Consider the following 23,093-nt stretch of genomic DNA (forward strand, 5'->3'; position numbering starts at 1 on the left):
CTCGAAATCCGCGAAAACATAGTTGTATCGCGCAACTATAATCCCGTCAATCGGCGCCCGACCCGCTGCGCCTCGACCTCAGTCCGAAAACACCTCGAACATCAATTGCCGCAGCCAGCGATTGGCCGGGGCCTTGGGATATTTGGCGGGCCAGAACAGGTTGATGACCATTTCCGGCAACGCCACCGGGTGTGGCAGCCCGGCGTGATCGGCGTGCTGGCGATGCTGGTGTTCAGCGGGGCTTTTGTTTTCGCCGGCCAAGGCGATTAATATCGCGGCCGGTCCAGGCCCGGTTCGCGGGCTGGTGGCCGACCTGATTGATCACCCCTTTGCCCAAGAGGCCCAATGCAACTGATTCCCTGGTCTTACGCCTGCCCTGAAGGTTTTACCCTGCGCGGCTGGCGCTGCCCGCCTTCGGGCAAACCGCTGTTGCACTTTCTTCACGGCAACGGCTTTTGCTCCCTGGCCTACCGGCCGATGCTCGCGCTCCTGGCCGAGTCCTTCGACCTATGGCTGTGCGATATCCAGGGCCATGGCGAAACCGAACATGGCGGCCGCTTTGTTGGCTGGAACCGCAGCGCCGAGCTGGCCGCCGACGCGTTCGAAGCCGGCATCGCGGCCTATGGCGATGTGCCGCGCTATGCCTTGGGCCACAGCTTCGGCGGTGTGCTGACCTGCCTGATCGTGGCGCAGCGGCCGCAGCTGTTTGCCAGGGCGGTGATGCTCGATCCGGTGATCTTCCCGCCGTCGATGCTGCGCATGCTCGGCGCGCTGTCGCTGGTGGGCCTCAACCGCCGTCACGCCCTGGCGCGCAAGGCGGCGGCGCGCCGTCACAGCTGGCCGGACCGCGCCACCGCAAGCACCGCACTGGCCAATCGGGGGATCTTCAAGGGCTGGTGCGACGAAGCGCTGCAGGCTTATGTCGAGCACGGGCTGAAAGACGTTGCCCACGGCGTGACCTTGAGGTGCCTGCCGGAACGGGAGGTCGATATCTACAGCTCGTTCCCGCGCCGGCTGTGGCAGTCCCTGCGTGCCGTGCAGACCCCGAGCCTGGTGCTGCACGGCCGCGACAGCTACCCCTATGTGGCGCATTCGGTCAGGCGCTGGGCCGCGCTCAACCCGCACCTGCGGACCCAGGTCATCGACGGGCAGCACTGCTTCATGCAGGAAAACCCGGCAGCCAGCGCCCAGGCCGTCAGGCACTTTCTGCTCGAAGAGAACGCCTGACGCCGCCAGCGCAAAGCCCCATCAGGCGTCCTGGATCACGCCCTTGAGCACATTTTTGAAATGCTCGATCTGCCCCGGGGCGAACTGACTGAAGACCTTGTCCTGCTGCTCCTGGGCAATGCTCCACAAGCCTTCGGTTTCATCGATGCCTTTGGCCGTCAGGCGCACCCGGCCGCCGTCGTCACTCACCAGGCCCTTGCGCCGCAGGTTGGCCACCGCCTCCTCGATCTCGCGAATCGGCATGGCGACTTCCCGTTGCAGGTCGGCCAGGTCCAGCCCGGCATCGCTCTCCAGCACCATCAACATGCGCGCCTCGCTGGTGCGCAGGCCGGTGGACAATTGCCGAGGCTGGTAACTGGCCTGGTAGGCCCGCAGCGCCTGAGTCATCAGGTAATACAGGTTGTGGCTCAGGCGCCCCTGGAAGTGGCTGCTGGGCAACTGCCCTTCTTCGCGCCGGGTCATGCGGGTGTGGGGCAATACCATGGAGTAGGCGCCCTGGTGATAGAGCAACGGCGAGCGGCCGAAATCATCAAAGGCCACCACCTTGCCGATCATGATCCAGTGATCGCCGCCATCGACCTGCTGGTACTTTTCACAGTGAAAACGCGCTGCGCAATCGGCCAGCACCGGCGCGCCACCGGCACCGGCGTCGAATGCGATCTCGGCAAAGCGGTCTTCCCGGGGCCGGGCGAAGTTGTTCGAGGTGTCGATCTGGTCGGCCGCCAGCACGTTCACCGCAAAATGGCTGGCGGCCTCGAACACCTCATGGCTGCTGGAGCGCTTGTCGATGCTCCACAACACCAGGGGTGGGTCCAGGGACACCGAATTGAAGCTGTTGGCGGTCACCCCGACCCGGCGCCCATCTTCGGCCGCGGCCGTGACCACGGTAACGCCGGTGGCAAAGTTGCCCAGGGCCCGGCGAAAGGCGCGGGTGTCGAAGGCGATTTCAGAAAGGTCAGGCATGCAAGACTCCTGGGCCGGCGCAGTGGTCGGCCTCGATTTGTTGTTATGTGCAAGGGCTGCCCGCAGCGGGGCGGATCAAACCATGGTCGGGTCGGGCTCCAGGCCCATCAGCTCGCGACCGAGAATTTGCGCGCACACGTCATAGTCGGTGTAGGCATGGGCACCGGTCAGGTGGGCGTCGCGAAACAGCCGTTGCAGCTCGTTGCTCTCGAACCAGGCACCGCCACCCGCCGCTTCCATCAACCGATCCACGGCCTGGATGCACATCTTGGTCGCGTAGCCCTGGTTGGTGCGCCAGAAGGCCAGAGTCTCGCGGCTCGGGTACTCATGGCGCGCGCTGTGGTCGGCGTGTTCTTCCCAGGTCTTTTCCAGGAAGGCCCGCGCCGCCGCCACCTGGTGGGTGGACTCGGCGAGGCGCATCAGGGCCGGCGTCGCGGCCCCCACGGCAGCGCCGGTGTAGGCGCGCACGCGGTTGCGGGTTTTCTCGCGGAACACCTCGAGCATGCGCTCGGCCACCCCCAGGCTGACGGTGGAGAAGCCGCTGGCGAAATAAGGGCGATACGGTGAATAGAAAATCTTGCTGTCGGGGTACAGGCCAAAGCCGCCGGAGGTGCCCTCCATCATGTCCCGGGCTTTCTGGATGCGGTGCTCGGGAACAAACGCCTGGTCGATGATCAGGGTCTTGCTGCCGCTGCCGCGCATGCCCACCGCGTACCAGTCATCGCGGATCTGGTAGTCGCTGCGCGGCAGCACGGCAAAGCAATAGTCCTGGGTGCCTTCGGCGTTCTTGCGCCGGAATCCGACAATCGCCCACTCGGCGTGGTCGCAACCGCTGCTCCAGCCCATCTCGCCACTGAATGTCACCCCACCCTCGACTTCCTCGGTACGGCCGAAGGGCGCGATGCTGCTGCTGGCCGTGGCGTCGGGGTCGTCGCCCCAGATTTCCTGCTGGGTTCTGGCCGGGAACATCGCCAACTGATGGCTGTGGGTGCAGAGCAGGCTCATGGCCCAGGCGGTGCTGGCGCAGGAGCCCGCCAGCAGGGCGATGCAGTCGGCGAACTGAGGCAGGGAAATTTCCATCCCGCCGAATTTCTTCGGCTGGAAGGCGCGGTGCATGCCGATGCTTTTCAGCAGCGCGATGTTCTCGGCGGGCAGCGTGCGATCCTGTTCCGCCCGAAAGGCGTTGGCGGCAATGGCGGGCAAGATCGACTTCAGGTCTTCAAGCAGCGGGTTGGGCTTTTTCATGGACTGACTCTTTTATTATTGGCGTCTGCTGATCTCGCCTCAGCGCGTCGTGCAAGGCAGCCGACAGCGGAGCAATGGCGAAGATCAATGATCTGTGCCGAGTCAGTATGGGTAAGCGCAGGGCGATGAAAAATGCACGTTCCACCTGGAAGATTGCACTTTTCATAGGCAGGAGCCTGGCGCGAGCCGCCGTCCATTGCAGACGGCGGCCGAGGTCGAAAAGGACCTCAGGCCTGCTCCCCCGAAGCGTTGCGCAGTTGCTCTGCAGGCCTTACTCCACGTAGCGCAGCCACAGGTACGTTCGCCCGAGCACGGCCTGAGCCACGGTGTCTGCCAGCCCTTCGCGCTGCTCATCGGTGACGTTGTACAGCGCGCAAAAATCCGCGGCGACGGCGCGGGCGGTCTCCGGGTCGGCAGCGGTGGCCCGAAGAAACCCGAGGTAGGCCGCGCCGACCCCGATCAGTTGATAACCATGGTGCTGCGCCAGATGGCGCGCCACCGCGAAGTTGTGCACCGGCCCCAGATCGCAGCTGAAGTAACCGTTGGGAAAGGCCGCCAGGGCCTCGCAGGCTTGCGCGACCGGCACCACCAGGGCCGAAAGCGGTTGATCGAGCAGCGCCAGCGGCTCCTGCTGATAGCCGACCCACTCCGCCAACCCCTCGGCATCCAGGGTCAAGCCATGGCTACAGGCGTCGCTGAACGACGCCCCGGCGGTGAGTGCGGCGAAGTTGCGCACACAGATCGGGAACTCGGCCTTGGTGGTCATAAAGCCCACGTACTCGCCGTCCTCGAAGCACTCGGGCGGCAGGCCCGCGAGGTCGAGTTCGGTCACCTGGTCGAGGTCGATACTCTGGCGCGCATGGCCCGAGGTGTAACGGGCCTGGGGCAAATCATCCAGCGACACCAGCGGCCGGCAGCCCGGGTGCCTGGCGAGGATCTGTGCGCAGGCCGCGAACAGCTCGTCGATATGGGTCATGGTGCTCAAGCGGTACTCGTCGCACAGCCCTTCGGAGGGGTTGCCCGGGGCGGCATTGCCGCAAAACTGCATGTCCATCGGATCGTCCTGTTCTCAATGTGATCGCCCACTCGGGGCTGGAGGGTGATACCGGCGCGCTTCAGCCGCGCAACAGGCGCTTGCGCGCCAAACGTTGCTGCCAGTTGCCGGCGTTGGACCGGGCGCATTGCTCTTCGTTGTCGAACTGCACATGGGCGGCCACCGCACTGACCTGCACCTGGGCCGCATACAGGGCCTGGGCCGTCAGCTCGACCAGCCGTGCGCCCTGCCCGTCGACCAGGGCCTGGTCCTGGCTGGCCTGGGTGTCGAACACCCACAGCACCAGCAGGCTGGAGGCGAATGCCGCGTAATCGACCTTGTGGGTCAACCAGCAAAAACCCGGCACTTCGGCCTTGGCGGTTTCGCAGGCCTCGGTCAGGGTCGCTGCCAGGCGCCGTTCGGTGCGGGCCTGCTCGCGCTTGCTCAAGAGCATGGGTCGGTCCTTGAAGGGCAAAAAAAGACGCCAATCATACCCGAGCTACCGACCATGGCGACGCCAGAGGCCGATTGCGGTGGTGATCCCGGGCCGGTTACTATTGCGAACGATTCACACTCACACCTGGAAAGCCAACCGGTGCAACCAACTTCAACCAGCAAGCTGGGGTTCTTTTTCAGCGACCATCACCGGTGGCTGCTGCAGCATATCCACAAGCGCCTGCGCAACCGCGCGGACGCCGAGGACACGGCTGCCGATACCTTCTGCCAACTGCTGGCGGCCCAGGTCGACCCCGACAGCATCGAGCAGCCGCGGGCCTACCTGTCGACCATCGCGCGCCGACTGATGTTCGATCGGCACCGGCGGCGGCAGTTGGAGCTGGCCTACCTGGAGCGCCTGTCACTGCTGCCCGAGCCGCTGGCGCCCTCCCCCGAGGAACAACTGCTGCTGCTCGAAGCCCTGGTGACCATCGACCGCGTCCTCGACGGCTTGCCGCACGTGGTCAAGGCCACTTTCCTCTACAGCCAACTGGACGGCCTGAGCTACGTGGCCATCGCGCAAAAGCTCGGGCTCTCGGAGCGCACCGTCAGCCGCTATATGAAGCAGGCCCTGTGCCAGTGCTACCTCAGCGAACTGACGCCATGAGCAAGGTGCGCCTGGACCCGGCCGCCGAACAAGCCATTGACTGGATGGTGCGCCTGCGCGCCGGCACCGCCGACAGTCGGCTGCAGGAGCGCTTCACCCTGTGGCTGAACGCCGACCCGAGCCATGCCCTGGCCTGGGAACGCTTGCAGCAGCGACTCGGCGGCGCCTATCAGACGGTGCGCAGCCTGGATCGGCGCCTGCCGGGCCAGGCCGGTGAGGCGCGCCAGGTCCTGCTCCAGCCCCAGGGTTCACGACGCGACGTGCTGCGGGCAATGGCCGGCCTGGGGCTGCTCGGGGGTGGCCTGTGGCTGGGGGCTCGCAGCCCGCTGGGCGACTCATTGCTGGCCGACTTGCACGCCGGCCGCGGCCAGCGCCAGGACTTCACCCTGGCCGACGGCAGCCGCCTGAGCCTGAATGCCGACAGTGCCGTGGACCTGCGTTTCGACGCCCGGCAACGGCTGGTGATCCTGCGCCATGGCGAACTGGTGATCCAGGTCGCGCCCGACCCGCAACGGCCCCTGCGGGTACGCACCGCCCAAGGCGAAGTGCAGGCCCTGGGCACACGTTTTCTGGTCAACCAGGAAGCCGCCGCCAGCCGCGTGGTGGTGCTTGAGCACTCGGTGCGTGTGCAGCTGTTCGGTGGCGCCGAACGCACGCTGCAACAAGGCCAGGCGGCCCTGCTCTACCCGGACCGCATCGCGCCCCTGAACGACGACCAGCGCTACCGCGCCGACTGGCTCAGCGGTCGGCTCAACGTGCTGGATGACTCCCTGGACCACGTGGTGGAGGCCTTGCGTCCCTACAGCCGAGGGTTTGTCCGGGTCGCCCCCGAGGTGCGCAACCTGCGGGTGCAAGGGGTATTCCCGCTCAACGATCCGGATCGGGCGCTGTTGGCCATGACCGAGACCCTGCCGATCCGGGTCGATCGCTACGGTCCGTGGCTGACCCTGATTCGCGGTAAGTGACGCGAAAACTATTTTTTGAAAATCTTTCTTATTTGTGTCTGGTTTTCATTTCTCGTCCCACCTATCTCCTGACGAGTTCAAACAATCAGGAGAATGCCGTGCTCAACCCTTGGCCTAAAGCCCTTTGCGTCGCCGTTGCCCTGGCGACCCTGGCCAGCCCTGCCCTGGCGCAGGAACAACGCTTGCCGTTCAACCTGCCGGCCGGCCCGCTGGCGGCCACGCTGAATGCCATCGCCAGCCAGAGCGGGCGCATTGTGTCCCTGGAACCGGCGCTGGTGCAGGGCAAGCAGGCCTCGGCCGTGATCGGCCAGATGAGCCCCGACCAGGCCATGCACACCGCACTGACGGGCACTGGGCTGCAGCTACGGGTGACCGAACAGGGCAACTTCAGTGTCGAACCGGCTGCCGACAGCGCTACCAGCCTGCAACTGGGGGCGACCCACATCGTCGAACACAGCGTGGACGACCCCAGCATCACCGAAGGCTCGGGTTCCTATGCGGCCAAGGCCGTGACCATCGGCAAGGGCAGCCACAGCCTCAAGGAAATCCCGCAGTCGATCAGCGTCATGACCCGCAAGCAAATGGATGACCAGGGCCTGACCGACCTCAAGGACGCAGCCAACCAGACCACCGGCCTGGTGGGCGTGCAGGGCATCGGCAAGGGCATGATCCTGACCTCCCGCGGCTTCCAGATCGATGACTGGCAATACGACGGCGTGCCGATCCCGCGCAATATCTACGCCCTGGGCAACTGGGCGACCCAGGACCTGATTTTCTTCGACCGCATGGAAGTCCTGCGCGGCGCCTCGGGCCTGCTGCAAGGTACTGGCAGCCCAGGCGGCGCGATCAACCTGGTGCGCAAGCGCGGCCAGGCCAAGCCCACCGTGACCCTCACCGGCAAGGCCGGCTCCTGGGACCACTACGGCCTGCAACTGGACGCCGGCGGCCCGTTGAACGACAGCGGCACCGTACGCGGCCGCATGGTGGCCGATGAAGACCAGAGCCATTCGTTTATCGACTACGAGTGGAGCAAGACCCACTCGCTGTACGGCTCGCTGGACTTCGACCTGAGCGACGCCACCACCCTGGGCCTGGCCGTCAGCCGCACCGAGGCCGAGTCTCGGCCCATGGTGCGTGGCCTGCCGCGCTTTACCGACGGCAGCCCGTTGAACCTGCCGCGTTCCACCTACAGCGGCGCCACCTGGAACCATTCGCAGATCAATGTCACCACGCTGCAGGCCGATATCGAGCATCACTTCAACGACGACTGGGCCCTCAAGGTCGGCGCCGTGCGTATGAGCGAAGACAATGAATCGACCCACCAGCGAGTGCAATCCACGGCTCAAGGACTCAAGGCGGACGGCACCGGCATGACCTATGCCGACTGGTACACCGATTTCAACCACGAGAAGTTTGGCCTCGACATGAACCTCACCGGTCGCTTCGAAGCCTTGTCCATGGCCCAGGAAATCACCCTGGGCGGCAACTACTCCAAGCTGACTACCGACGACCGTTACGCCAGGACCTTCAACAACAGCAGCGATAGCGTCTTCGACATCGACCACCACCGCCCCGCAGTCAGTTTCGGCGGGCTGCTGGAAACCGCAGGCGGCCGCGCCACTTACGCCGAGTACGAAGTCCGGCAGAAAGGCCTGTACGGCAGCTGGCGGGTCAAGCCCATCGATCGCCTGACCCTGGTCCTGGGGTCGCGGGTCAGCTGGTTTGACTACTCCTACAAAGACGCCAACGAGCAGGCCATCACCCACGCCTACACCGTCAACGAACCGAGCACCATGACCGAAACCGGCGAGGTCACCCCCTACGCCGGCGTGGTCTACGACCTGAGCCAGGAATGGGCGGTATACGCCAGCTACACCGACGTCTTCGAGCCACAGACCGCGCGTACCGCCAGCGGCACCGCACTCAAGCCGGTGATCGGCAGTAACTATGAAGTCGGCCTCAAGGGCGAGCTGCTGGATGGCCGGGTCAACACCTCGGTGGCGCTGTTTCGCTACGACCAGGAAAACCGCGCCATCGAAGACCCCAACACCAATGGCGCCTGCGGCGGCGGCAACTGCTCCGTGGCGTCGGGCAAGGTCCGCAGCCAGGGGGTGGAAGCGGAGATCAGCGGCGAGGTGCTCGATGGCCTGCAACTGTCCGCCGGCTACACCTACAACACCACCAAGTACCTCGCAGACCCGCAAAACAAAGGCAAGGTGTTCAGCACCTGGACGCCCAAGCACATGCTGCGGGTCTGGGGCGACTATCAGTTCAGCGGCGACTGGAGCCGGGTCAGCACCGGCCTGGGCTTTACCAGCCAGAGCCACACCCTGGGTTATGAACGCACCTTCGACGTGCCTGGCAGCACCCTTTGGAACGCCCGCCTGGCCTACCAATTGAGCCCGGAAGTGGGCCTGGCGCTGAACGCCAACAACCTGTTCGACAAGCACTACTACGTACCCGGCTACAACCAGCTCAATGGCAGCAACAGCTTCGGCGACCCGCGCAATTTCATGCTCAGCGTGAAGTACACCCCGCAGTTCTAAGCATCTGTTCACGCTCTGACGGGCGAGGCTCAGGCATTGTTGACGCCCCATGAGCCAAGCGCAGCAGCGCGTGAACAGGCTCCAGGCCCTCGCCCCCGGCCGGGGGAATGGCAGGCGTCGAGTCGCCCCGGTCCTGTGGTGCTCGCGTGATCGAACACGCGAGCACCACTTCCCGTCGAAAGGATCGTGCCGACCCCGTAGACTTGCACGCCCTGATCGTCGCCGAGCGACGTCGCCACTGGCCTGGAGTGCCCATGATTGACCCCGCCGAAACCCTGCTCGAACTCATCACCAGCCATGGCCTGGAGTGCGCCACCGAGGACGAGTGGGTCCTGCCCTATGGCGAGCTGCCCGCGATCCGCGCCCGCTGGTATCCCCAGGAGACACTAGGGCGCCTGTCGATCGATGTGCTGGTTGAAGCCGGCGTGCTGATCAATGAAAGTTTTGCAGGCCTGGGCGAGGGCGAAAAAGGCCTTGCCGATGCCTGGGCCAACTTTATGCGCAACTCGTTGCATGTGTTTCTGTCGGCCTTCTGGGACCAGACCGATGAAGAGCAGGTGCAACGTGCCGACATCACGGTCGCCGGCCAACCCCATCGGCTGTACCTGGGCAACATTGGCGTGCGGACCTCAGCCGGGGTCGACGTCTCGCCACCCCCAATGCTGTTCGACCTGATCCAGCGCACCCTTGAACAGCAGACCAGTGCCAGCCGAGTAACGGCGTGCCGGGTGCTCTATGTCAATGTGAAGGGCGAGCCGACGTACGAGGCGCTGCTCAACAACCAGCCGTGGCCCCAGGCCCTGGAGGCGCTGCAACAGGCGCAGTGGCCGGAAACTGAAGGCTTCTACAGCTTCCGCCATTTTGCACTGTGCATTGCACAATGATCTGAGCCAGCACGGTAGCCGCTGCCGAGCAAGGCGAGGCTGCGCTGACCGTCCCCAGCGCAGCCTCTGCCCCTGATATGCCCCGACGCCCTCGGCGGACGCCAGCCGCTACGCCGGTTCGCAGGCCCTGGGCGATTAAGCTGGTAATGATAGGGATTCTCATTAGAATACCGCCGGTCATGCAGATGACGCATCAGGTCATGGGGGCAGAGGGTCATGGACACCGGGGACAATCAGCAAGAACTCAGCGTGCTGTTTATCGATCAGCGCGGGGCGTTGATTCGCATGCTGTCGCGGGTGGTCGGCTGCGCCAGCCTGGCCGAGGACCTGGCCCAGGAAACCTACCTCAAGGTGGCCAAGGCCCTGGGCACCCGGCCCATCGAACACCTGCGGCCGTTTCTGTATCAGACCGCCCAGTACCTGGCGTTCGACCACCTGCGCAACCAGCGCAGCAAGCGCCGCTTCGAATGCTCCTACAGCGATGAAGATCGGGTTGCCGAAGTTCCCACCACGGCTCCGGGCCCGGAAAGCCACGCCCAGGGCCAGCAGCAATTACAGCGTTTCCAGCAGGTGCTCGGGACCCTGCCCAAACGCCAGCAACAAATCCTCGTTTTGCATAAACTCCAGGGCCTGGCGCAAAGCGAGATTGCCCAGCGCCTGCAGGTTTCCCTGAGCACCGTGGAAAAAGACCTGCGCCACGCCCTTGAGGCCTGCCTCAAAGCCACCGACCTGCAGAGCCCCCATGACTGAACAGCGCCCCCATGCCCCGCCCAGCGCAGCGCTGCGAGCACAGGCCAGCCACTGGTTCAGCCAACGCGAGGCCATGGCCCACAACCCGCTGCTGCGTCAACGCTTCGAACAGTGGCACGCAGCCGACCCGCAACATGCCGCGGCCTATGCCGAGCTGCAAGCCCTGTGGAATGCCAGCGCGTTCGAGCAGGCCCTGCAACACCTGGCCCTCGACCTGGAACTGCCTCCGGCCCGCCCCCGGGTGCGCCACCACCGCCGTTGGCTGGCCAGCGCAGCGACGCTGGTGTTGATGCTGGGCGCCGGCTGGATGGCCGATGTGCCCCTGCGCCTGCAAGCCGATCACCTGACCGCCGTGGCCCAGGTGCAGCGCCTGGAGCTGGCCGACGGCTCCCATGTCGTGCTCGGGGGCGACAGCGCCATCAGCACCGAGATCAACGACAGACAGCGCCACATCCGCCTGTTGCGCGGCGAGTTGTACGTCGAAGCCTTCCACGACACCACGCGCCCGCTGACCATCGAGGCCGGCGAATCCACAGTGACCGTGGTCGGCACCCAGTTCAGCGTCAGTCGTCGTGAACAAGGGGTGACGGTGGCGGTACGTGAAGGCCGGGTGCGCTTTGCCAATCACGGCGGCCAGCAGGCGCTGTTGCAGGCCGGCAACTGGCAGCAACTCAGGGACGGGCAGCTGCAAGCCTTGAACCTTGAGGGCGGCGAACGGCAGATGGCCTGGGTCAATGGCCGCCTGTCCTTCCAGGACCGGCCCCTGGCCGAGGTGCTGGGGGAGCTGCGGCACTATTACCCGGCGCCGATCCTGGTGCTCGACGACCGCGTAGCCCAGAGCCGGGTCAGCGGCAATTACCAGCTGGACGACCCGCTGGCGGTCGCCCAGGCCTTGAGCAAGGTGGCCTCGGCTCAACTCACCCGCCTGCCGGGTGGAATCCTGGTGATCCGCTGAAAAAGCCGGTCGTGAAATTCCTGAAAAAAGTTTTACGGCTTTGGTGATGCCAACCCGTCAAGGAGTTTGCTTTTGCAAATAATTCTTATTAGCACGGTGTCCGCATGCACTTCCCAACACTCAAGCCCAGCTACGCCACCTCCACTTTGGCCCTGGCCATCTGCCTGGCCTGCGCCCAGGCTGCGGCCGTCGAGCCGGCGACCGCCACCTCGGACGATCAGGTGCTCAGCACCCATGCCTTCGCCATTGCCCGCCAGCCGCTGGCCAATGCCCTCGACCAGTTGAGCGAGCAGAGCGGGCTGCAGATTGCCTATGCGTCAGGCATGGCCCAGGGCATCGAGTCGCCGGGGGTCAATGGCCGCATGAGCACCCAGCAGGCCCTGCAAGAACTGCTGGCCGGCAGCCGCCTGGGCTTTGAGCGCAATGGCCCGAATGCGGTGCTGCTGACCCCCCTGCCCGAAGGCAGCGGCAGCCTGGAACTGGGCGCCACCAACATCGTCAGCAACCAGCTGGGCACCGTCACCGAGGGCAGCGGCTCCTACACCCCCGGCACCATCGCCACCGCCACCCGGCTGGTGCTCACGCCTCGGCAAACCCCGCAGTCGATCACCGTGATCACCCGTCAGCACATGGACGACTTCGGCCTCAACAACGTCGACGACGTGATGCGCCACACCCCGGGCATCACCGTCTCAGCCTTCGACAGCGACCGCACCAACTACTACGCCCGCGGTTTCTCGATCAACAATTTCCAGTACGACGGGATTCCTTCCACCGTGCGCAACGTGGCCTACTCGGCGGGCAACACCCTGAGCGACATGGCGATCTACGACCGGGTCGAGGTGCTCAAGGGCGCCACCGGCCTGCTCAGCGGCGCCGGCTCCCTGGGCGCCACCATCAACCTGGTGCGCAAGAAGCCCAGTGCCGACTTCCAGGGCCACGCCACCCTGGGCATGGGCTCCTGGGACAACTACCGCAGCGAGCTGGACCTGGGCGGCCCCCTGACCGAAACCGGCAATGTCCGCGGACGCGCCGTGGCGGCCTATCAGGACAAGAACTCGTTCATGGACCACTACTCGCGCAACAGCTCGGTGTACTACGGCATCCTTGAATTCGACCTCTCGCCCGACACCCTGCTGACCGTCGGCGGCGACTACCAGGACACCAACCCCAAGGGTTCCAGCTGGTCCGGCAGCTTCCCGCTGATCAACTCCAGCGGCGGCCACAACGAAGTCTCGCGCTCGTTCAACAACGCCACCGACTGGAGCCGCTGGGAGCAATACACTCGCACCGCCTTCGCCACCCTGGAGCACGACCTGGGCGATGGCTGGATCACCAAGCTGCAACTGGACCACAAGATCAACGGCTACCACGCGGTGCTCGGCTCGATCCAGGGCGACCTGCCCAATGCCGACGGCACGGCCAAGATCACCCCGGGCAAATACATCGGCGAAACCACCAGCGACTCCGGCGACCTGTATGTCAGCGGCCCGTTCACCCTGTTCGGGCGCGAACACGAGCTGGTGCTCGGCGGCTCCATCGGCACCTCGCACTGGACCGGCAAGAGCTACTGGGACGTCACCTACCAAAACGGCAACGTGGTGGATTTCAACCACTGGAACGGCAAACTCGCGGAGCCGGACTGGGGCCCGCTGCAATACCGCATCGACGAAGTGGTGCGCCAGACCGGGGCCTACATGAGCACCCGGCTCAACCTCAGCGACGACCTGAAACTGCTGCTGGGCGGGCGCGTGGTCAATTACCACCTGACCGGCCTGACCCCGTCCTACCGCGAGTCGGGGCGCTTCGTGCCTTACGTCGGTGCGGTCTATGACCTCAACGACACCTATTCGCTGTATGCCAGCTACACCGACATCTTCATGCCCCAGGAAAGCTGGAACAAAGACCGCGACGACAAGATCCTCGAGCCCGACGAAGGGCAGAACTACGAACTGGGCCTCAAGGGCGAGTATTTCGAAGGCCGCCTCAACACCAGCCTGGCCTATTTCGAGATCCACGAAACCAACCGCGCGATGCCCGACGACGACTACAACAACCTGCGGCCCCAGCCGACCAACTACGCGTTCAAGGGCACCAAGGCCACGACCAAGGGCTATGAGCTGGAGCTTTCCGGCGAACTGACCCCGAACTGGCAGGTCCAGGCCGGCTACACCCACAAGGTCGTGCGCGACGAGAACGACGCCAAGATTTCCACCTTCGAACCTGAAGACCAGGTCAGCCTCTACACCAGCTACAAATTGCGCGGCCGCCTGGACGGCTTGACCGTGGGCGGTGGCGTGCGCTGGCAGAGCGTGGGCTGGCAGCCGATCTACAACGCGCCACTGGGCAAGTACGAAGATGTGTCCCAGGACGCCTACTGGCTGGTGGACCTGATGACCCGCTACCAAATCAGCAAAAACCTCTCGGCGACCCTCAACGTCAACAACATCTTCGACAAGTCGTACTACACCAACATCGGCTTCTATAACTCCGCCGCCTACGGCGAACCGCGCAATTTCATGCTCAGCACCCGCTGGGACTTCTGAAGGCCCGGCTCGCCCTCAGCGACTCCACGCCTGCCGCTGCAAACGGTACAACCGCACCGGCCGGGCGTGGAACTCCAGCGCCTCGAACTCGCTGAAACCGGCCACGGTTTCCGGGGCCACTCCGCAAAATCCCACCAGCTCGGCGCTTGCCTTGTCTTCCAGGGCCCATGGGCCCATGCCATGGCTCGCATAACACCCCAGGCACCAATCGATTAACTGCGCCGTGGCCTGCTCATCGCACACGCCACGGATCGAATACTGCACCACCTGCGGGTCACTCAGAATCGCGGTCAATGCCGGCAGGTCATGGTGCGACAGCGAGCGGACGATCAATCTCGGGGTTTCAAAAACAGGCACTGTGGGCTAATGCCAGTCAGTTAAGGGCGGGCACCGTCATTGTGGCGAGGGAGCTTGCTCCCGCTGGGCCGCGCAGCGGCCCCAAAAATGGGACTGCTACGCCCCGGAGCCCCGGCCGGCCCCACGGGAGCAAGCTCCCTCGCCACAGGTTATGTTTCGTTCGCTCTAGCGCTTAACTGATCGGCATTAGGCTCTGGGCTCCTTGTGCACCAGATCGATGGGGGAAGGACTAGCAACTTCAGGCTGCATTGGCCGACCCCGGCGTTGCACAAACAGCCAGGCCCGTCGGTATCCGGCGCCCGGCCCGCTCAGTGCCAGTCGCGCAGGCAATGCATGCATTGCCGGGCGCGCCAGGTTCGCAACGGCCCGGCGCAAAATGCGCAGAAGGCGACTTTGACCCGGCAGGTGGGCTGCATGCGATGGTCGTAGTACTGGGTCAGGGTCGGCAAATCCACCCCTTCCCATTCGATAATCTTGGCCAGCACCGCGTCCCGGCCCTGGTCCAGAAAAGCGCCGATGGCGGAAAACGTCTGCACCGAAGGGCAGTAAGCGGTGATCTGCTGGCCGCAGCGATCGCAGGTACGCTGGCCGTAATCGCGGGTCATCCCGCCTTGTCCGACGCCTGGCAACACCGCCTCGCCCTCACTGTAAACCGTAGGAATAGACCCCGAGGTCGTTGCTGTTGTACCAGTTGCCCTTGGCCCAGATCACCCGGTCCTCGGCCCCCTGGAAACCCAGGGTGCCCAGATAGCCGTCGATGGCCAAACGCTGCCAGGACTGACCCCAATCCTTGGAGTAGAAGGTCGCGCTGGCGGAAATGCTGGCGTCCGACCACCCGTAAAGCCAGCGCGGCGGCCGGTGTTCGCTCCAGGTGTTGACCACCAGGCTGTTGCGTCCGACCCAGAAGTTGCCGCCCCGCAGGTGACTGTCCGAGGCCAGGGGCGCAAACACACTGGGCAGCTCGCTCAGCACGCGCCAGGCAAAGGTGGTGGTGTCCAGCTCGGCCACCCGATCGCGGCTCCCGGTCCCCTGGTCGATCACGCCGACGATCCGGCCGGCGCCGTTGTCTTCCAGGGCGTCGACGTACAGGCCGTCTTCGCGCTGCAGCGACGTCACCTGCCAGTGCCCGCCGCTGCGTTGCAACTGGGCGCGGGTGGTGACAGTGGCCGCGATGTGGTCGCTGACGCCGTCCGGGTGGCTGCCCCAGAAACGTTGGGAAACCCAGAGCACCGCGCGCTGGGCATCGAGCTGCACGACATGGTTGCGGATCTCGCCATAGGGGTCGCCGCTGTGCCATTCCCGCACTTCGGGCCGCGTACCGTGGGCGTACTCGGCGGGCACCAGCAGCGACTCGGCGGCGACGATGGGCGTGCTGCTGGCCCCGCGATCGGCCGAGTAGAACAGCCCGGTGGCAATGGCACCGGGGCGGTCGGTGCCATCTTCGTTGTCCAGGCCGCTGGGGGTGCCCAGGGCCCAGATCTCATCCGGGCCATGGAAATACGGCCTGAGGTTCTCAGCCAGTGATTCGACCTGGGGAAACAGCCCCTGGCGCAGCCAGGTCCAGCTTTTGCCCTGATCGTCGCTGCGCAGGACCACGGTCTGGCTGATTGCATCGTCGCGGCCAGCGGTCTGCGGCCGTTTCAGGCCGGTCAGCAGAAACACACTGCTGCCGTCCGGGCTGGCCACCAGGCACGCCACCTCGCCGACCTGGGCAATTCGCTGAAACTGCCCGTTGGCGTCGAGCCGGGAGATAAAGGAAACCTCCTTTTCGCGGGGCTGCATCAAACTCGCAAAAGCCCCCGAGCCCTCCTCTTCCTGGGGCTCGCCGACCTTGCCGTAGACCAGCGCATCCAGGTCGAGCGCCTCGGGTGCAGCCGGCAACAGGTTGGAGCGCGCCTCAACCCGCCCCACCAGCCAGGTGCCCTGGGGCGTGGCGACCACGCCGGTGCAGTACTGGGTCATGGCGCGCTGCTGGGGGTCCTGCACGCGGCCCAGGGTTTGCCGGTCGGGGCTGGCGCCGCCCAGCTCAAGCCTGGCGCTGACGAGCATCCACACGTACCACAGCGCCGCGGCGCCGATCAGCACGACAGACAGGGTGACCAACAGTTTTGATCGAGGCATGGGGCGTCCGTATCCAGGGGGGGGATGCCGAGGGTGGGGTCTCGGTCGAGTCAGGGCCGGTCAATATTCACGGCGCATCGGATGATATGCCCCAAGCGCCACGGACGCGATCTGTCTTCAGCGAAATTGCGACCTGCTCGCCGATTCCCCGCGCGGATTCGTGGCGCAATCAGCCGGTAGGCTGGCGGGCCGCCTGTCCGCCGCGCTGATTATTTGCAGGCATGGGCAGCGCCAGGCCAATCGAACAATTATCATCCCCGACTCAAGGGCGCTCAGCGCGAACGCGCGACTCGCCGGCCCCGGCTCAAGGCCGAGGCAACCCTTTCCAAAAACAACAAGGTGCATCCATGGACGATCTCCCCCTGCAAGACAGCGCCGCGCCTGAAGGCGTCTGCTACGGCTGCGGCAGCAGCAACCCCCACGGGCTGCACATCAAGAGCCACTGGCACGAGGACGGGGTGCACGTGCTGGCCGAACATACCCCCGAAGCCAAATATTGCGGCTGGCCCGACCTGGTGTATGGCGGGCTGATTGCGATGCTGGTGGACTGCCATTCGAACTGGACCGCCATGGCTTACCACTACCGTGCGCAAAACCGTGAGCCCGGCAGCCTGCCGCGCATCGACTGCGTCACCGGCAACCTGGGCATCAAGTTCATCAAGCCGACGCCGATGGGCGTCGCCCTGACCTTGCGCGCCCGGGTCGACGGCCCGGTCGGGCGCAAGAGCCGGGTGATCTGCGAGGTCTACGCCGGCGACGTGCTGACGGCCATCGGCGACTCGGTGTTCGTGCGGGTCGATACCAGCCAGTTGGCGGCAAACGCCCATGGCCGGGAGGAGTGAGGCGCGGTCAGTGCCGGCTCACCAGTCGCGCGGGCTGATCAGCTCTTCAATGTCGGCATCGAAACCGTAGGCCGTGGCAATCGCCGCGACGTCGGCGCCGATGCACTCACGGGCGACGGTTTCGATCTCACTGCCTTGCTCGTCGAACGCTTCGGCGAGGCTGTTGAACTGCTCGGTGGTGGCGTGAGTGAGGGCGTACAAGGCGTCCAGGTCCTTCGGGGCCTGGGCTTCGATGCTGGCGCACAGGGCCGCCAGCAGTTGCTGGCCCTTGGCGACCAGATGCGGCGGGTAGTACGAGTCCCCGGCCATCTCGGCCAGGAACGGATAGTGCTGCAGTGCCGGGTTGCTGATGCTCATGGCGGGCGCCTCTCCCTGGAGTTGAAACAGTACGGTCAAAGGGTGCCGGCGCACGTTAAACGCCCGGCTCCGTCCTGCCAAGAAAATAAGCGCCGTAACGCCCTCACAACTGCCCGAACGTGGCGATCAGATGATCCATCACCACCCGCACCGCCGGTGTTTTGCGGATGTCGGCGTGCACCGACAGCCACAACGTGCGCGTCAGCGGCGCGGCATCGACCTGGAGCCGGACCAGTTGCTCGTCAGCATCGCCCAGCAGGCAGGGCAACAGCCCCAGGCCGAGCCCGGATTTCACCGCCTGGTATTGGGTCTGCACATCGTTGCTGCGCAGCACAAAGGGCCGCGCGCCCGCGACGTCCAGTAGCCAGCGCTGCTGGGCAATGTGCTCCAGGCTGCGCTCGAAACCGATAAACACCCAGTCCTCGGGCGCGGTGCCGGCATGGCCCACATGCCCATAAAGGGCCAATGGCAACTGGCCCACCTTGCGCACGACACGGCCTTGCGCCTCGGGCCGCACCAGGCCCAGCGACAGGTCGGCCTCGCCCCGTTCAAGGGACGCCAGGGCCGGGGTCGCACTGAGCACCACCTGCAATTGCGGGTGGCTGCAACGCAAGCGCGCCAGGCTGGGGGCGATCACCAGGGACGCCAGGAGTGGCAGCGCGCTGATCACCACCGTGCCGCAAATGCCCGAGCCCTGGCCGCGCACATGCCGCTGCACATCGTTGGCGATAACGGCCATCGGCGCCGCCGCCCGCACTAGGGCCAGCCCCTGTTCGGTGAGCCGCGTGCTGCGCGGCAAGCGGTCGATCAACTTGAGCCCGGTACCGGCCTCAAGGCTCGCCACCCGCCGGCTGACGGTGGTGTGATCAACCCCCAGCGCCTGCGCCGCCGCGGACAGCGAGCCGTGTTCGGCCACCGCCAGAAAATACTGAAGATCCTGCCAGTTCAACATGGCTGCATTTGCGCACGCTTGGTCTGCGTTTTCACGGGATTCACCGGATCCAGAGGTTTGAGAAGATGCGGCTCTGATGACTTGAGGAGCACCACGATGCTGAATTTATTCTATGCCGCCGGCGCCAGTTCCATGGCCGCGCATATTCTGCTGCATGAAGCCGGCGTGCCGTTTCGCGCCGAGCGGGTCGACCTGGCCAGCAAGACCTGGGCCCAGGGCGACTACCACCTGATCAATCCGAAATCCTGCGTGCCCGCACTGACCCTGGACGACGGCGACCGGCTGACGGAGTGCCTGGCCATCCTGACCTGGATCGCCGACCAGGCCCCCGAGAAAAACCTGCTGGCAGCCGCCGGCGAGCGGCGACGTTATCACGAACTGGAATGGCTCAGCTTTATCGCCACCGACCTGCACAAAAACTTCATCACCCCCGAGCGCCACAACGGGGTCGCCGCCAACTTCCTGTCCAGGACCGCCGAGGGCCAGGCCCAGACGCGGGTCCATGTGGCGCCGCGCCTGGCCTATGTCGACCGGCATCTGCAGGGCCGGCAGTTCCTGATGGGCGATGCCTTCACCGCGCCGGACGCCTACCTGTTCGTGATGCTGACCTGGGCCCGGCGCATCGGCCTGGATCTGGCGCCCTGGGCCCACCTCCAGGCCTTCGCCGCCCGGGTGGCCGCCAGGAGCTCGGTGCAGCAGACCGTCGCCGTCGAGGGGCCGCCTCATTCTTTGCACGTGGCGGGTGACACGTGCGTCTGATCGTCTAGGGTAAATAGGCCGTCCCCCCTCCCCCGACCCAGAGCGCACCGCCATGACCCGAGACCTTCTGGTTCTGATTGAATTGGCGCCAACCAGCCTTGCCCGCCTCGAGGCGGCGGGCTTCACCCTGCACCTGGCGCTCACTGCCCGGGAGCGGGCCCAGGCCATCAGGACCCTGGGGCCGAAGGTCCGGGGCGTATTGACCAACGGCTCCACCGGGCTTGCCGCGGCGGAAATCGAGGCACTGCCGAACCTGGGCATCATCTGTGCCCAGGGCGCCGGTTATGAACAGATCGATCTGCCCGCCGCCCGCGCACGCGGGATCCAGGTCAGTCACGGCCCGGGGACCAACGATGAGTCGGTGGCCGACCATGCCATCGCGCTGCTGATGGCCCTGGTGCGCGGCATTGTCCAGGCCGACGCGGCGGTGCGCCACGGCCTGTGGAGCCAATCGCGCCAGCCGCGGCCGCTGCTGTCGCGCAAGAACCTGGGGATCCTCGGCCTGGGCAATATCGGCCAGCAGATTGCCCGGCGCGGCGCCGGCGGGTTCGCCATGGCAGTGGCCTATCACAGCCGGCATCCACGGCCGGATTCAACCTTGCAGTACTTCCCGACGCCGCAGGCGCTGGCGGCCTGGGCCGACTTCCTGATCGTCGCCACCCCCGGCGGTGCCGGGACCTTGCACCTGGTGGATGCGGCAGTGCTGCAGGCCCTGGGGCCGGAGGGTTACCTGGTCAACATCGCCCGGGGCAGCGTGGTCGACAGCAGCGCCCTGGCCCAGGCCCTGCGGCAGCGGCAGATTGCCGGCGCGGCCCTGGATGTGGTCGAAGGCGAACCCGAAGTACCGAGCTCGCTGCTGGGCCTGGATAACCTGATCCTGACCCCGCACATCGCCGGGCGCTCGCCCGAGGCGGTCAGCGCCACCCTGCATTTGGTGATCGACAACCTGGAGGCGTTTTTTGCCGGTCGGCCGTTGCTGACGCCGGTGCCGGAGCAGGTTCAGCCCGGGTAGAAATGCCGCACCGCCAGGGCCGGGATTTCCATGGCGACGTCCCACAGCTTCGCGTCCAGTTCGACGCTGATCAACTCGTGCTCGTCATCGCTGAGCAGCCCCGGAATGTCCCACAGTTCCTTGAGTTGCGGATGGCCATCGAGGTGATCGATCAGTTGCCGCTGGCGGCTCACCAGCTCCCGGGTGCGCTCGGCGCCAATGGCCTGCAAGGCCGCCACGGCCAGGTCGTAGGTCTGGTCGCCCCAGTTGCAGAAAAACTGCAGAAAACCGCCGTTGTAGCCATCGGCCTCCAGGCGCCAGAGGGCGACGATCGCCTGATCCTTGGCACTCACCTGGTCCAGGTGCCACTCCAGGGCATGCAAACGCCCCAGGGCCTGGTTGCACAGGTGCTCCCAGATCCAGTCGATGCCATCGATGGTCACGCCGTCGGTAGCCAGGCGCGGCCAAACCACCGAAGTGCCCTCGTCAATAATCTGAAAATCGGCGCGCTGTGCGGCGCTGGCTTCTCGCAAGCGGTCGAAACGGGTCAGGTGCTGGCGCAATTCCAGGCCATCGGCCCAGCCCACGCAGAGCATGGTGTCGTCGAAGGTGATGCGGGTGATGGGGTTGTGGGGCATAAGGCAAATCCTGACGGGCATTGAAGGGGCTGTGGTGAGGGGGGTGAGCGCGGGTACTATAGCGCGGCCCCAAGGGGCAGGCGCCTCTCGGATAGGCGCGCACCAGGCGGCCATGGCGGCGCGCCGAAGGAGAATCGCACACGGGCCGGCCCTGTGTCTGGAGACTGCAATGTATTGGAACCAACCGAACTTCGAAGGGCTGCTGACGCTGGCGGCGCACTTTGAGGCCCAGCCCGGACTGCAAGCGCTGGCGCAGTATTGCCGCATGCGCGAAAAAGGCCTGCGGCGTGAAGCGTTCAGCGCGCTGGAACAGTTCCTCGCGAGCGCATCGTCGTTCGACACCGCCACTCGGCGTGCTCTGGCCGTGGACATTTTCGAAGCCAACGCCCGGACCCACGAGGCGCATCATCTCCTGAACCAGCCGCTGATGAGCCGGTTCCTGCTGCCCACGCTCCAGGCCTGGGTCGACGAGCAACCCAACGCCCAGGTGCCGTTGCGCTGGCTCGGTTTGCAGCGCAATGAGCATGAACTGCTGCTCAGGGCCCTGGCCCTGAATCCGGCCGATACCCCGGTGCGCATGCGCCTGATCGACCATCACTTGTCCAGCGCCGACCATGCCACCCACCACCTCGATGAAAGCCATTTCATCGGCGAGGTCCAGTACGCGCTGGATGAGCTGGCCCGCGCCCAGGCCCTGATAACCGGCGCCACCGAGCCCGAGCGCTTGCAGCACCTGCACACCGAACTGCTGGCGTACCAGGACCTGATCGCCGACTGGATCGCCTACTCCAAGGCGCCGAGCGGCAGCTTCCCCCAGTGGTGCGCCGATCAGGGGCGCACCTACACCTACCCCGCCAAGTACTACTACCGCTGAGGCGCCCTACCCGGCACTCAGGCCGCGCAAGACGTGCAGCACGTGCTGGGTCGAGCGCTCGATGTCCTGGTCGCGGTGGGCGATTCCCAGTTGCCGCCAGAGCAAGGGCTGCAAGGGCCGCATGGCAATCCGGGTGTCCGGCAGCGGCGTGCTGGCCTCGTGGGGCAACAACGTGGCGCCGTAGCCGGCCGCCACCAGGCTCTTGATCGCATCGTTGTAGTTGAGCTGGATCCGCGGCGTGGGCTGGGCCGCGCTGCTGGCGAACCAATCCGCGGTCAGGCGCGCCAGGCGGGTGCTGTGGTCATTCAGAATCAACGGCTGGGTGCACAGCCATTCGGGGGTGACCACGGCCGGCAATTCCCAGCGCGCCGGCAAAAAGGCCATGACCGGGTCGCGGCGCCAGGGCTCGATCAGCAAGCCTTTGACCGCGGTCTGCGGCAGCGCCACCAGGCCGATTTCCAATGAGCCCGCGGCCAGTTCCTGCAAGCTTTCCTGGGAGGTCAGGACCCGCACCTGCACGTCGATATCCGGGTGACACTGGCTCAGGGTTTCCAGGGCCTGGGGCAGCAACTGGGCGATGGCCCCGGTGGAGGCCCCCAGGCGTACCCGGCCACTGAGGCCCTGGATCTGCCGCTCCACTTCCTGTAACGCCTGCTCGGCATCGGCCAGCAGCCGGCGCGCGCGCTCCACCAGGGTGGCGCCGATCACCGACGGCTGGACCTGCCCCCGGGTGCGCGACAGCAGCTTGCCCCCCAGCCGCGCCTCAAGGTCGGCGATATGCAGGCTGACAGTGGGCGGTGCCAGGTTCAGCACCCGCGCCGCTTCGGCAAAGGAACCCAGGTCGGCAATCGCCACCAGGGTGCGCAGCCGGTCGAGGCTGATCTCACGCATGACCTGCTCCTCATTCAGAAAAACTGAATCTTATCGTTATTAAATTCAACTTTTCCTATCTTACCCGCTGACTGACCATAGGCGCCTCTCCTCTC

General features: G+C 65.5%; 23 protein-coding genes and 1 pseudogene. 12 read left to right on the plus strand and 12 right to left on the minus strand.

What is annotated here, in order from left to right; all coding sequences use genetic code 11:
• Nucleotides 1–78: 78 nt before the first annotated feature.
• Nucleotides 79–198: pseudogene (locus AC19YX_RS04340) on the minus strand (LysR family transcriptional regulator); the annotation flags it as partial.
• Nucleotides 199–345: 147 nt separating this feature from the next.
• Here AC19YX_RS04340 and AC19YX_RS04345 point away from each other — a divergent pair.
• Entirely contained in the window at nt 346–1,227 is an 882-nt protein-coding gene (locus AC19YX_RS04345) for an alpha/beta fold hydrolase (RefSeq protein WP_500605738.1), read from the plus strand.
• A 21-nt stretch (nt 1,228–1,248) separates the two neighbouring features.
• Here AC19YX_RS04345 and AC19YX_RS04350 read toward each other — a convergent pair whose 3' ends face one another.
• From AC19YX_RS04350 to AC19YX_RS04365, 4 genes are all read right to left on the minus strand, one after another.
• Nucleotides 1,249–2,190, minus strand: a complete 942-nt coding sequence (locus AC19YX_RS04350) for a p-hydroxyphenylacetate 3-hydroxylase reductase component (protein ID WP_078472578.1) — start codon at nt 2,188–2,190, stop codon at nt 1,249–1,251.
• 75 nt (nt 2,191–2,265) lie between these two features.
• Nucleotides 2,266–3,435, minus strand: a complete 1,170-nt coding sequence (locus AC19YX_RS04355) for a p-hydroxyphenylacetate 3-hydroxylase oxygenase component (protein WP_078472579.1) — start codon at nt 3,433–3,435, stop codon at nt 2,266–2,268.
• A gap of 271 nt (nt 3,436–3,706) precedes the next feature.
• Entirely contained in the window at nt 3,707–4,489 is a 783-nt protein-coding gene (locus tag AC19YX_RS04360; RefSeq protein WP_500605739.1) for a hypothetical protein, read from the minus strand.
• A 61-nt stretch (nt 4,490–4,550) separates the two neighbouring features.
• A complete protein-coding gene (locus tag AC19YX_RS04365; protein WP_500605740.1) occupies nt 4,551–4,922 on the minus strand; it encodes a hypothetical protein in 372 nt (123 codons plus the stop codon).
• 141 nt (nt 4,923–5,063) lie between these two features.
• Here AC19YX_RS04365 and AC19YX_RS04370 point away from each other — a divergent pair, with 141 nt between their 5' ends.
• From AC19YX_RS04370 to AC19YX_RS04400, 7 genes are all read left to right on the plus strand, one after another.
• A complete protein-coding gene (locus AC19YX_RS04370) occupies nt 5,064–5,570 on the plus strand; it encodes a sigma-70 family RNA polymerase sigma factor (RefSeq protein WP_020298861.1) in 507 nt (168 codons plus the stop codon).
• On the plus strand, nt 5,567–6,535 hold the full coding sequence (locus tag AC19YX_RS04375; RefSeq protein ID WP_500605741.1) for a FecR family protein: 969 nt from the start codon (nt 5,567–5,569) through the stop codon (nt 6,533–6,535). Before AC19YX_RS04370 ends, AC19YX_RS04375 begins: the two co-directional genes overlap by 4 nt.
• A 98-nt stretch (nt 6,536–6,633) precedes the next feature.
• Nucleotides 6,634–9,081, plus strand: a complete 2,448-nt coding sequence (locus AC19YX_RS04380) for a TonB-dependent siderophore receptor (RefSeq protein ID WP_500605742.1) — start codon at nt 6,634–6,636, stop codon at nt 9,079–9,081.
• 254 nt (nt 9,082–9,335) lie between these two features.
• Nucleotides 9,336–9,965 (plus strand): DUF6348 family protein, encoded by a 630-nt coding sequence (locus tag AC19YX_RS04385; RefSeq protein ID WP_500605743.1) that lies wholly within the window; start codon nt 9,336–9,338, stop codon nt 9,963–9,965.
• Nucleotides 9,966–10,181: 216 nt separating this feature from the next.
• A complete protein-coding gene (locus AC19YX_RS04390) occupies nt 10,182–10,715 on the plus strand; it encodes an RNA polymerase sigma factor (RefSeq protein WP_078472585.1) in 534 nt (177 codons plus the stop codon).
• Entirely contained in the window at nt 10,708–11,670 is a 963-nt protein-coding gene (locus AC19YX_RS04395) for a FecR family protein (protein ID WP_421547203.1), read from the plus strand. The genes AC19YX_RS04390 and AC19YX_RS04395 overlap by 8 nt, the downstream gene beginning before the upstream one ends.
• A gap of 104 nt (nt 11,671–11,774) precedes the next feature.
• Entirely contained in the window at nt 11,775–14,216 is a 2,442-nt protein-coding gene (locus AC19YX_RS04400; protein ID WP_500605744.1) for a TonB-dependent siderophore receptor, read from the plus strand.
• Nucleotides 14,217–14,231: 15 nt separating this feature from the next.
• On the opposite strand, the gene AC19YX_RS04405 is transcribed toward AC19YX_RS04400, so the two are convergent.
• The 3 genes from AC19YX_RS04405 to AC19YX_RS04415 form a co-directional block, all read right to left on the minus strand.
• Nucleotides 14,232–14,573: a GNAT family N-acetyltransferase gene (locus tag AC19YX_RS04405; protein WP_500605745.1), complete on the minus strand. Its 342-nt coding sequence runs from the start codon at nt 14,571–14,573 to the stop codon at nt 14,232–14,234.
• Nucleotides 14,574–14,881: 308 nt separating this feature from the next.
• On the minus strand, nt 14,882–15,178 hold the full coding sequence (locus AC19YX_RS04410; protein ID WP_078472589.1) for a hypothetical protein: 297 nt from the start codon (nt 15,176–15,178) through the stop codon (nt 14,882–14,884).
• A gap of 37 nt (nt 15,179–15,215) precedes the next feature.
• Nucleotides 15,216–16,694: a hypothetical protein gene (locus tag AC19YX_RS04415; RefSeq protein WP_500605746.1), complete on the minus strand. Its 1,479-nt coding sequence runs from the start codon at nt 16,692–16,694 to the stop codon at nt 15,216–15,218.
• 347 nt (nt 16,695–17,041) lie between these two features.
• Between AC19YX_RS04415 and AC19YX_RS04420 the strand changes: the two genes are divergently transcribed.
• A complete protein-coding gene (locus AC19YX_RS04420) occupies nt 17,042–17,536 on the plus strand; it encodes a PaaI family thioesterase (RefSeq protein ID WP_078472591.1) in 495 nt (164 codons plus the stop codon).
• A gap of 18 nt (nt 17,537–17,554) precedes the next feature.
• Here the strand turns inward: AC19YX_RS04420 and AC19YX_RS04425 are convergent, their stop codons facing one another.
• The gene (locus AC19YX_RS04425; protein ID WP_078472592.1) at nt 17,555–17,893 is read right to left on the minus strand and encodes a DUF5713 family protein; all 339 of its coding nucleotides are present in this window, start codon (nt 17,891–17,893) and stop codon (nt 17,555–17,557) included.
• A gap of 103 nt (nt 17,894–17,996) precedes the next feature.
• Nucleotides 17,997–18,845 carry a LysR family transcriptional regulator gene (locus AC19YX_RS04430; RefSeq protein ID WP_500605747.1) on the minus strand — a complete coding sequence of 283 codons (849 nt, stop codon included), beginning with the start codon at nt 18,843–18,845 and terminating at the stop codon, nt 17,997–17,999.
• A gap of 96 nt (nt 18,846–18,941) precedes the next feature.
• Between AC19YX_RS04430 and AC19YX_RS04435 the strand changes: the two genes are divergently transcribed.
• On the plus strand, nt 18,942–19,604 hold the full coding sequence (locus AC19YX_RS04435; RefSeq protein ID WP_078472594.1) for a glutathione binding-like protein: 663 nt from the start codon (nt 18,942–18,944) through the stop codon (nt 19,602–19,604).
• A 52-nt stretch (nt 19,605–19,656) separates the two neighbouring features.
• Nucleotides 19,657–20,616 (plus strand): 2-hydroxyacid dehydrogenase, encoded by a 960-nt coding sequence (locus AC19YX_RS04440; protein ID WP_500605748.1) that lies wholly within the window; start codon nt 19,657–19,659, stop codon nt 20,614–20,616.
• Here the strand turns inward: AC19YX_RS04440 and AC19YX_RS04445 are convergent.
• Nucleotides 20,604–21,233 carry a DMP19 family protein gene (locus AC19YX_RS04445; protein ID WP_421547208.1) on the minus strand — a complete coding sequence of 210 codons (630 nt, stop codon included), beginning with the start codon at nt 21,231–21,233 and terminating at the stop codon, nt 20,604–20,606. The genes AC19YX_RS04440 and AC19YX_RS04445 overlap by 13 nt on opposite strands.
• 169 nt (nt 21,234–21,402) lie before the next feature.
• On the opposite strand from AC19YX_RS04445, the gene AC19YX_RS04450 reads away from it, so the two are divergent.
• Entirely contained in the window at nt 21,403–22,107 is a 705-nt protein-coding gene (locus AC19YX_RS04450; protein WP_500605749.1) for a hypothetical protein, read from the plus strand.
• 6 nt (nt 22,108–22,113) lie between these two features.
• On the opposite strand, the gene AC19YX_RS04455 is transcribed toward AC19YX_RS04450, so the two are convergent.
• Nucleotides 22,114–22,998, minus strand: coding sequence for a LysR family transcriptional regulator (locus AC19YX_RS04455; protein WP_421547209.1), 885 nt, complete (start codon nt 22,996–22,998; stop codon nt 22,114–22,116).
• Nucleotides 22,999–23,093: the final 95 nt, after the last annotated feature.

The sequence above is a fragment of the Pseudomonas sp. MF09150 genome, assembly GCF_059862355.1.

Bases quoted from the DNA above. Each gene is read 5' to 3' on its own strand.
- AC19YX_RS04435 (WP_078472594.1), top strand. From the start codon at position 18,942: ATGCTGAATTTATTCTATGCCGCCGGCGCCAGTTCCATGGCCGCGCAT.
- AC19YX_RS04350 (WP_078472578.1), bottom strand. From the start codon at position 2,190: ATGCCTGACCTTTCTGAAATCGCCTTCGACACCCGCGCCTTTCGCCGG.
- AC19YX_RS04345 (WP_500605738.1), top strand. From the start codon at position 346: ATGCAACTGATTCCCTGGTCTTACGCCTGCCCTGAAGGTTTTACCCTG.
- AC19YX_RS04455 (WP_421547209.1), bottom strand. From the start codon at position 22,998: ATGCGTGAGATCAGCCTCGACCGGCTGCGCACCCTGGTGGCGATTGCC.
- AC19YX_RS04360 (WP_500605739.1), bottom strand. From the start codon at position 4,489: ATGGACATGCAGTTTTGCGGCAATGCCGCCCCGGGCAACCCCTCCGAA.
- AC19YX_RS04425 (WP_078472592.1), bottom strand. From the start codon at position 17,893: ATGAGCATCAGCAACCCGGCACTGCAGCACTATCCGTTCCTGGCCGAG.
- AC19YX_RS04395 (WP_421547203.1), top strand. From the start codon at position 10,708: ATGACTGAACAGCGCCCCCATGCCCCGCCCAGCGCAGCGCTGCGAGCA.
- AC19YX_RS04385 (WP_500605743.1), top strand. From the start codon at position 9,336: ATGATTGACCCCGCCGAAACCCTGCTCGAACTCATCACCAGCCATGGC.
- AC19YX_RS04410 (WP_078472589.1), bottom strand. From the start codon at position 15,178: ATGACCCGCGATTACGGCCAGCGTACCTGCGATCGCTGCGGCCAGCAG.
- AC19YX_RS04400 (WP_500605744.1), top strand. From the start codon at position 11,775: ATGCACTTCCCAACACTCAAGCCCAGCTACGCCACCTCCACTTTGGCC.
- AC19YX_RS04365 (WP_500605740.1), bottom strand. From the start codon at position 4,922: ATGCTCTTGAGCAAGCGCGAGCAGGCCCGCACCGAACGGCGCCTGGCA.
- AC19YX_RS04355 (WP_078472579.1), bottom strand. From the start codon at position 3,435: ATGAAAAAGCCCAACCCGCTGCTTGAAGACCTGAAGTCGATCTTGCCC.
- AC19YX_RS04450 (WP_500605749.1), top strand. From the start codon at position 21,403: ATGTATTGGAACCAACCGAACTTCGAAGGGCTGCTGACGCTGGCGGCG.
- AC19YX_RS04415 (WP_500605746.1), bottom strand. From the start codon at position 16,694: ATGCCTCGATCAAAACTGTTGGTCACCCTGTCTGTCGTGCTGATCGGC.
- AC19YX_RS04445 (WP_421547208.1), bottom strand. From the start codon at position 21,233: ATGCCCCACAACCCCATCACCCGCATCACCTTCGACGACACCATGCTC.
- AC19YX_RS04375 (WP_500605741.1), top strand. From the start codon at position 5,567: ATGAGCAAGGTGCGCCTGGACCCGGCCGCCGAACAAGCCATTGACTGG.
- AC19YX_RS04390 (WP_078472585.1), top strand. From the start codon at position 10,182: ATGGACACCGGGGACAATCAGCAAGAACTCAGCGTGCTGTTTATCGAT.
- AC19YX_RS04430 (WP_500605747.1), bottom strand. From the start codon at position 18,845: ATGTTGAACTGGCAGGATCTTCAGTATTTTCTGGCGGTGGCCGAACAC.
- AC19YX_RS04420 (WP_078472591.1), top strand. From the start codon at position 17,042: ATGGACGATCTCCCCCTGCAAGACAGCGCCGCGCCTGAAGGCGTCTGC.
- AC19YX_RS04440 (WP_500605748.1), top strand. From the start codon at position 19,657: ATGACCCGAGACCTTCTGGTTCTGATTGAATTGGCGCCAACCAGCCTT.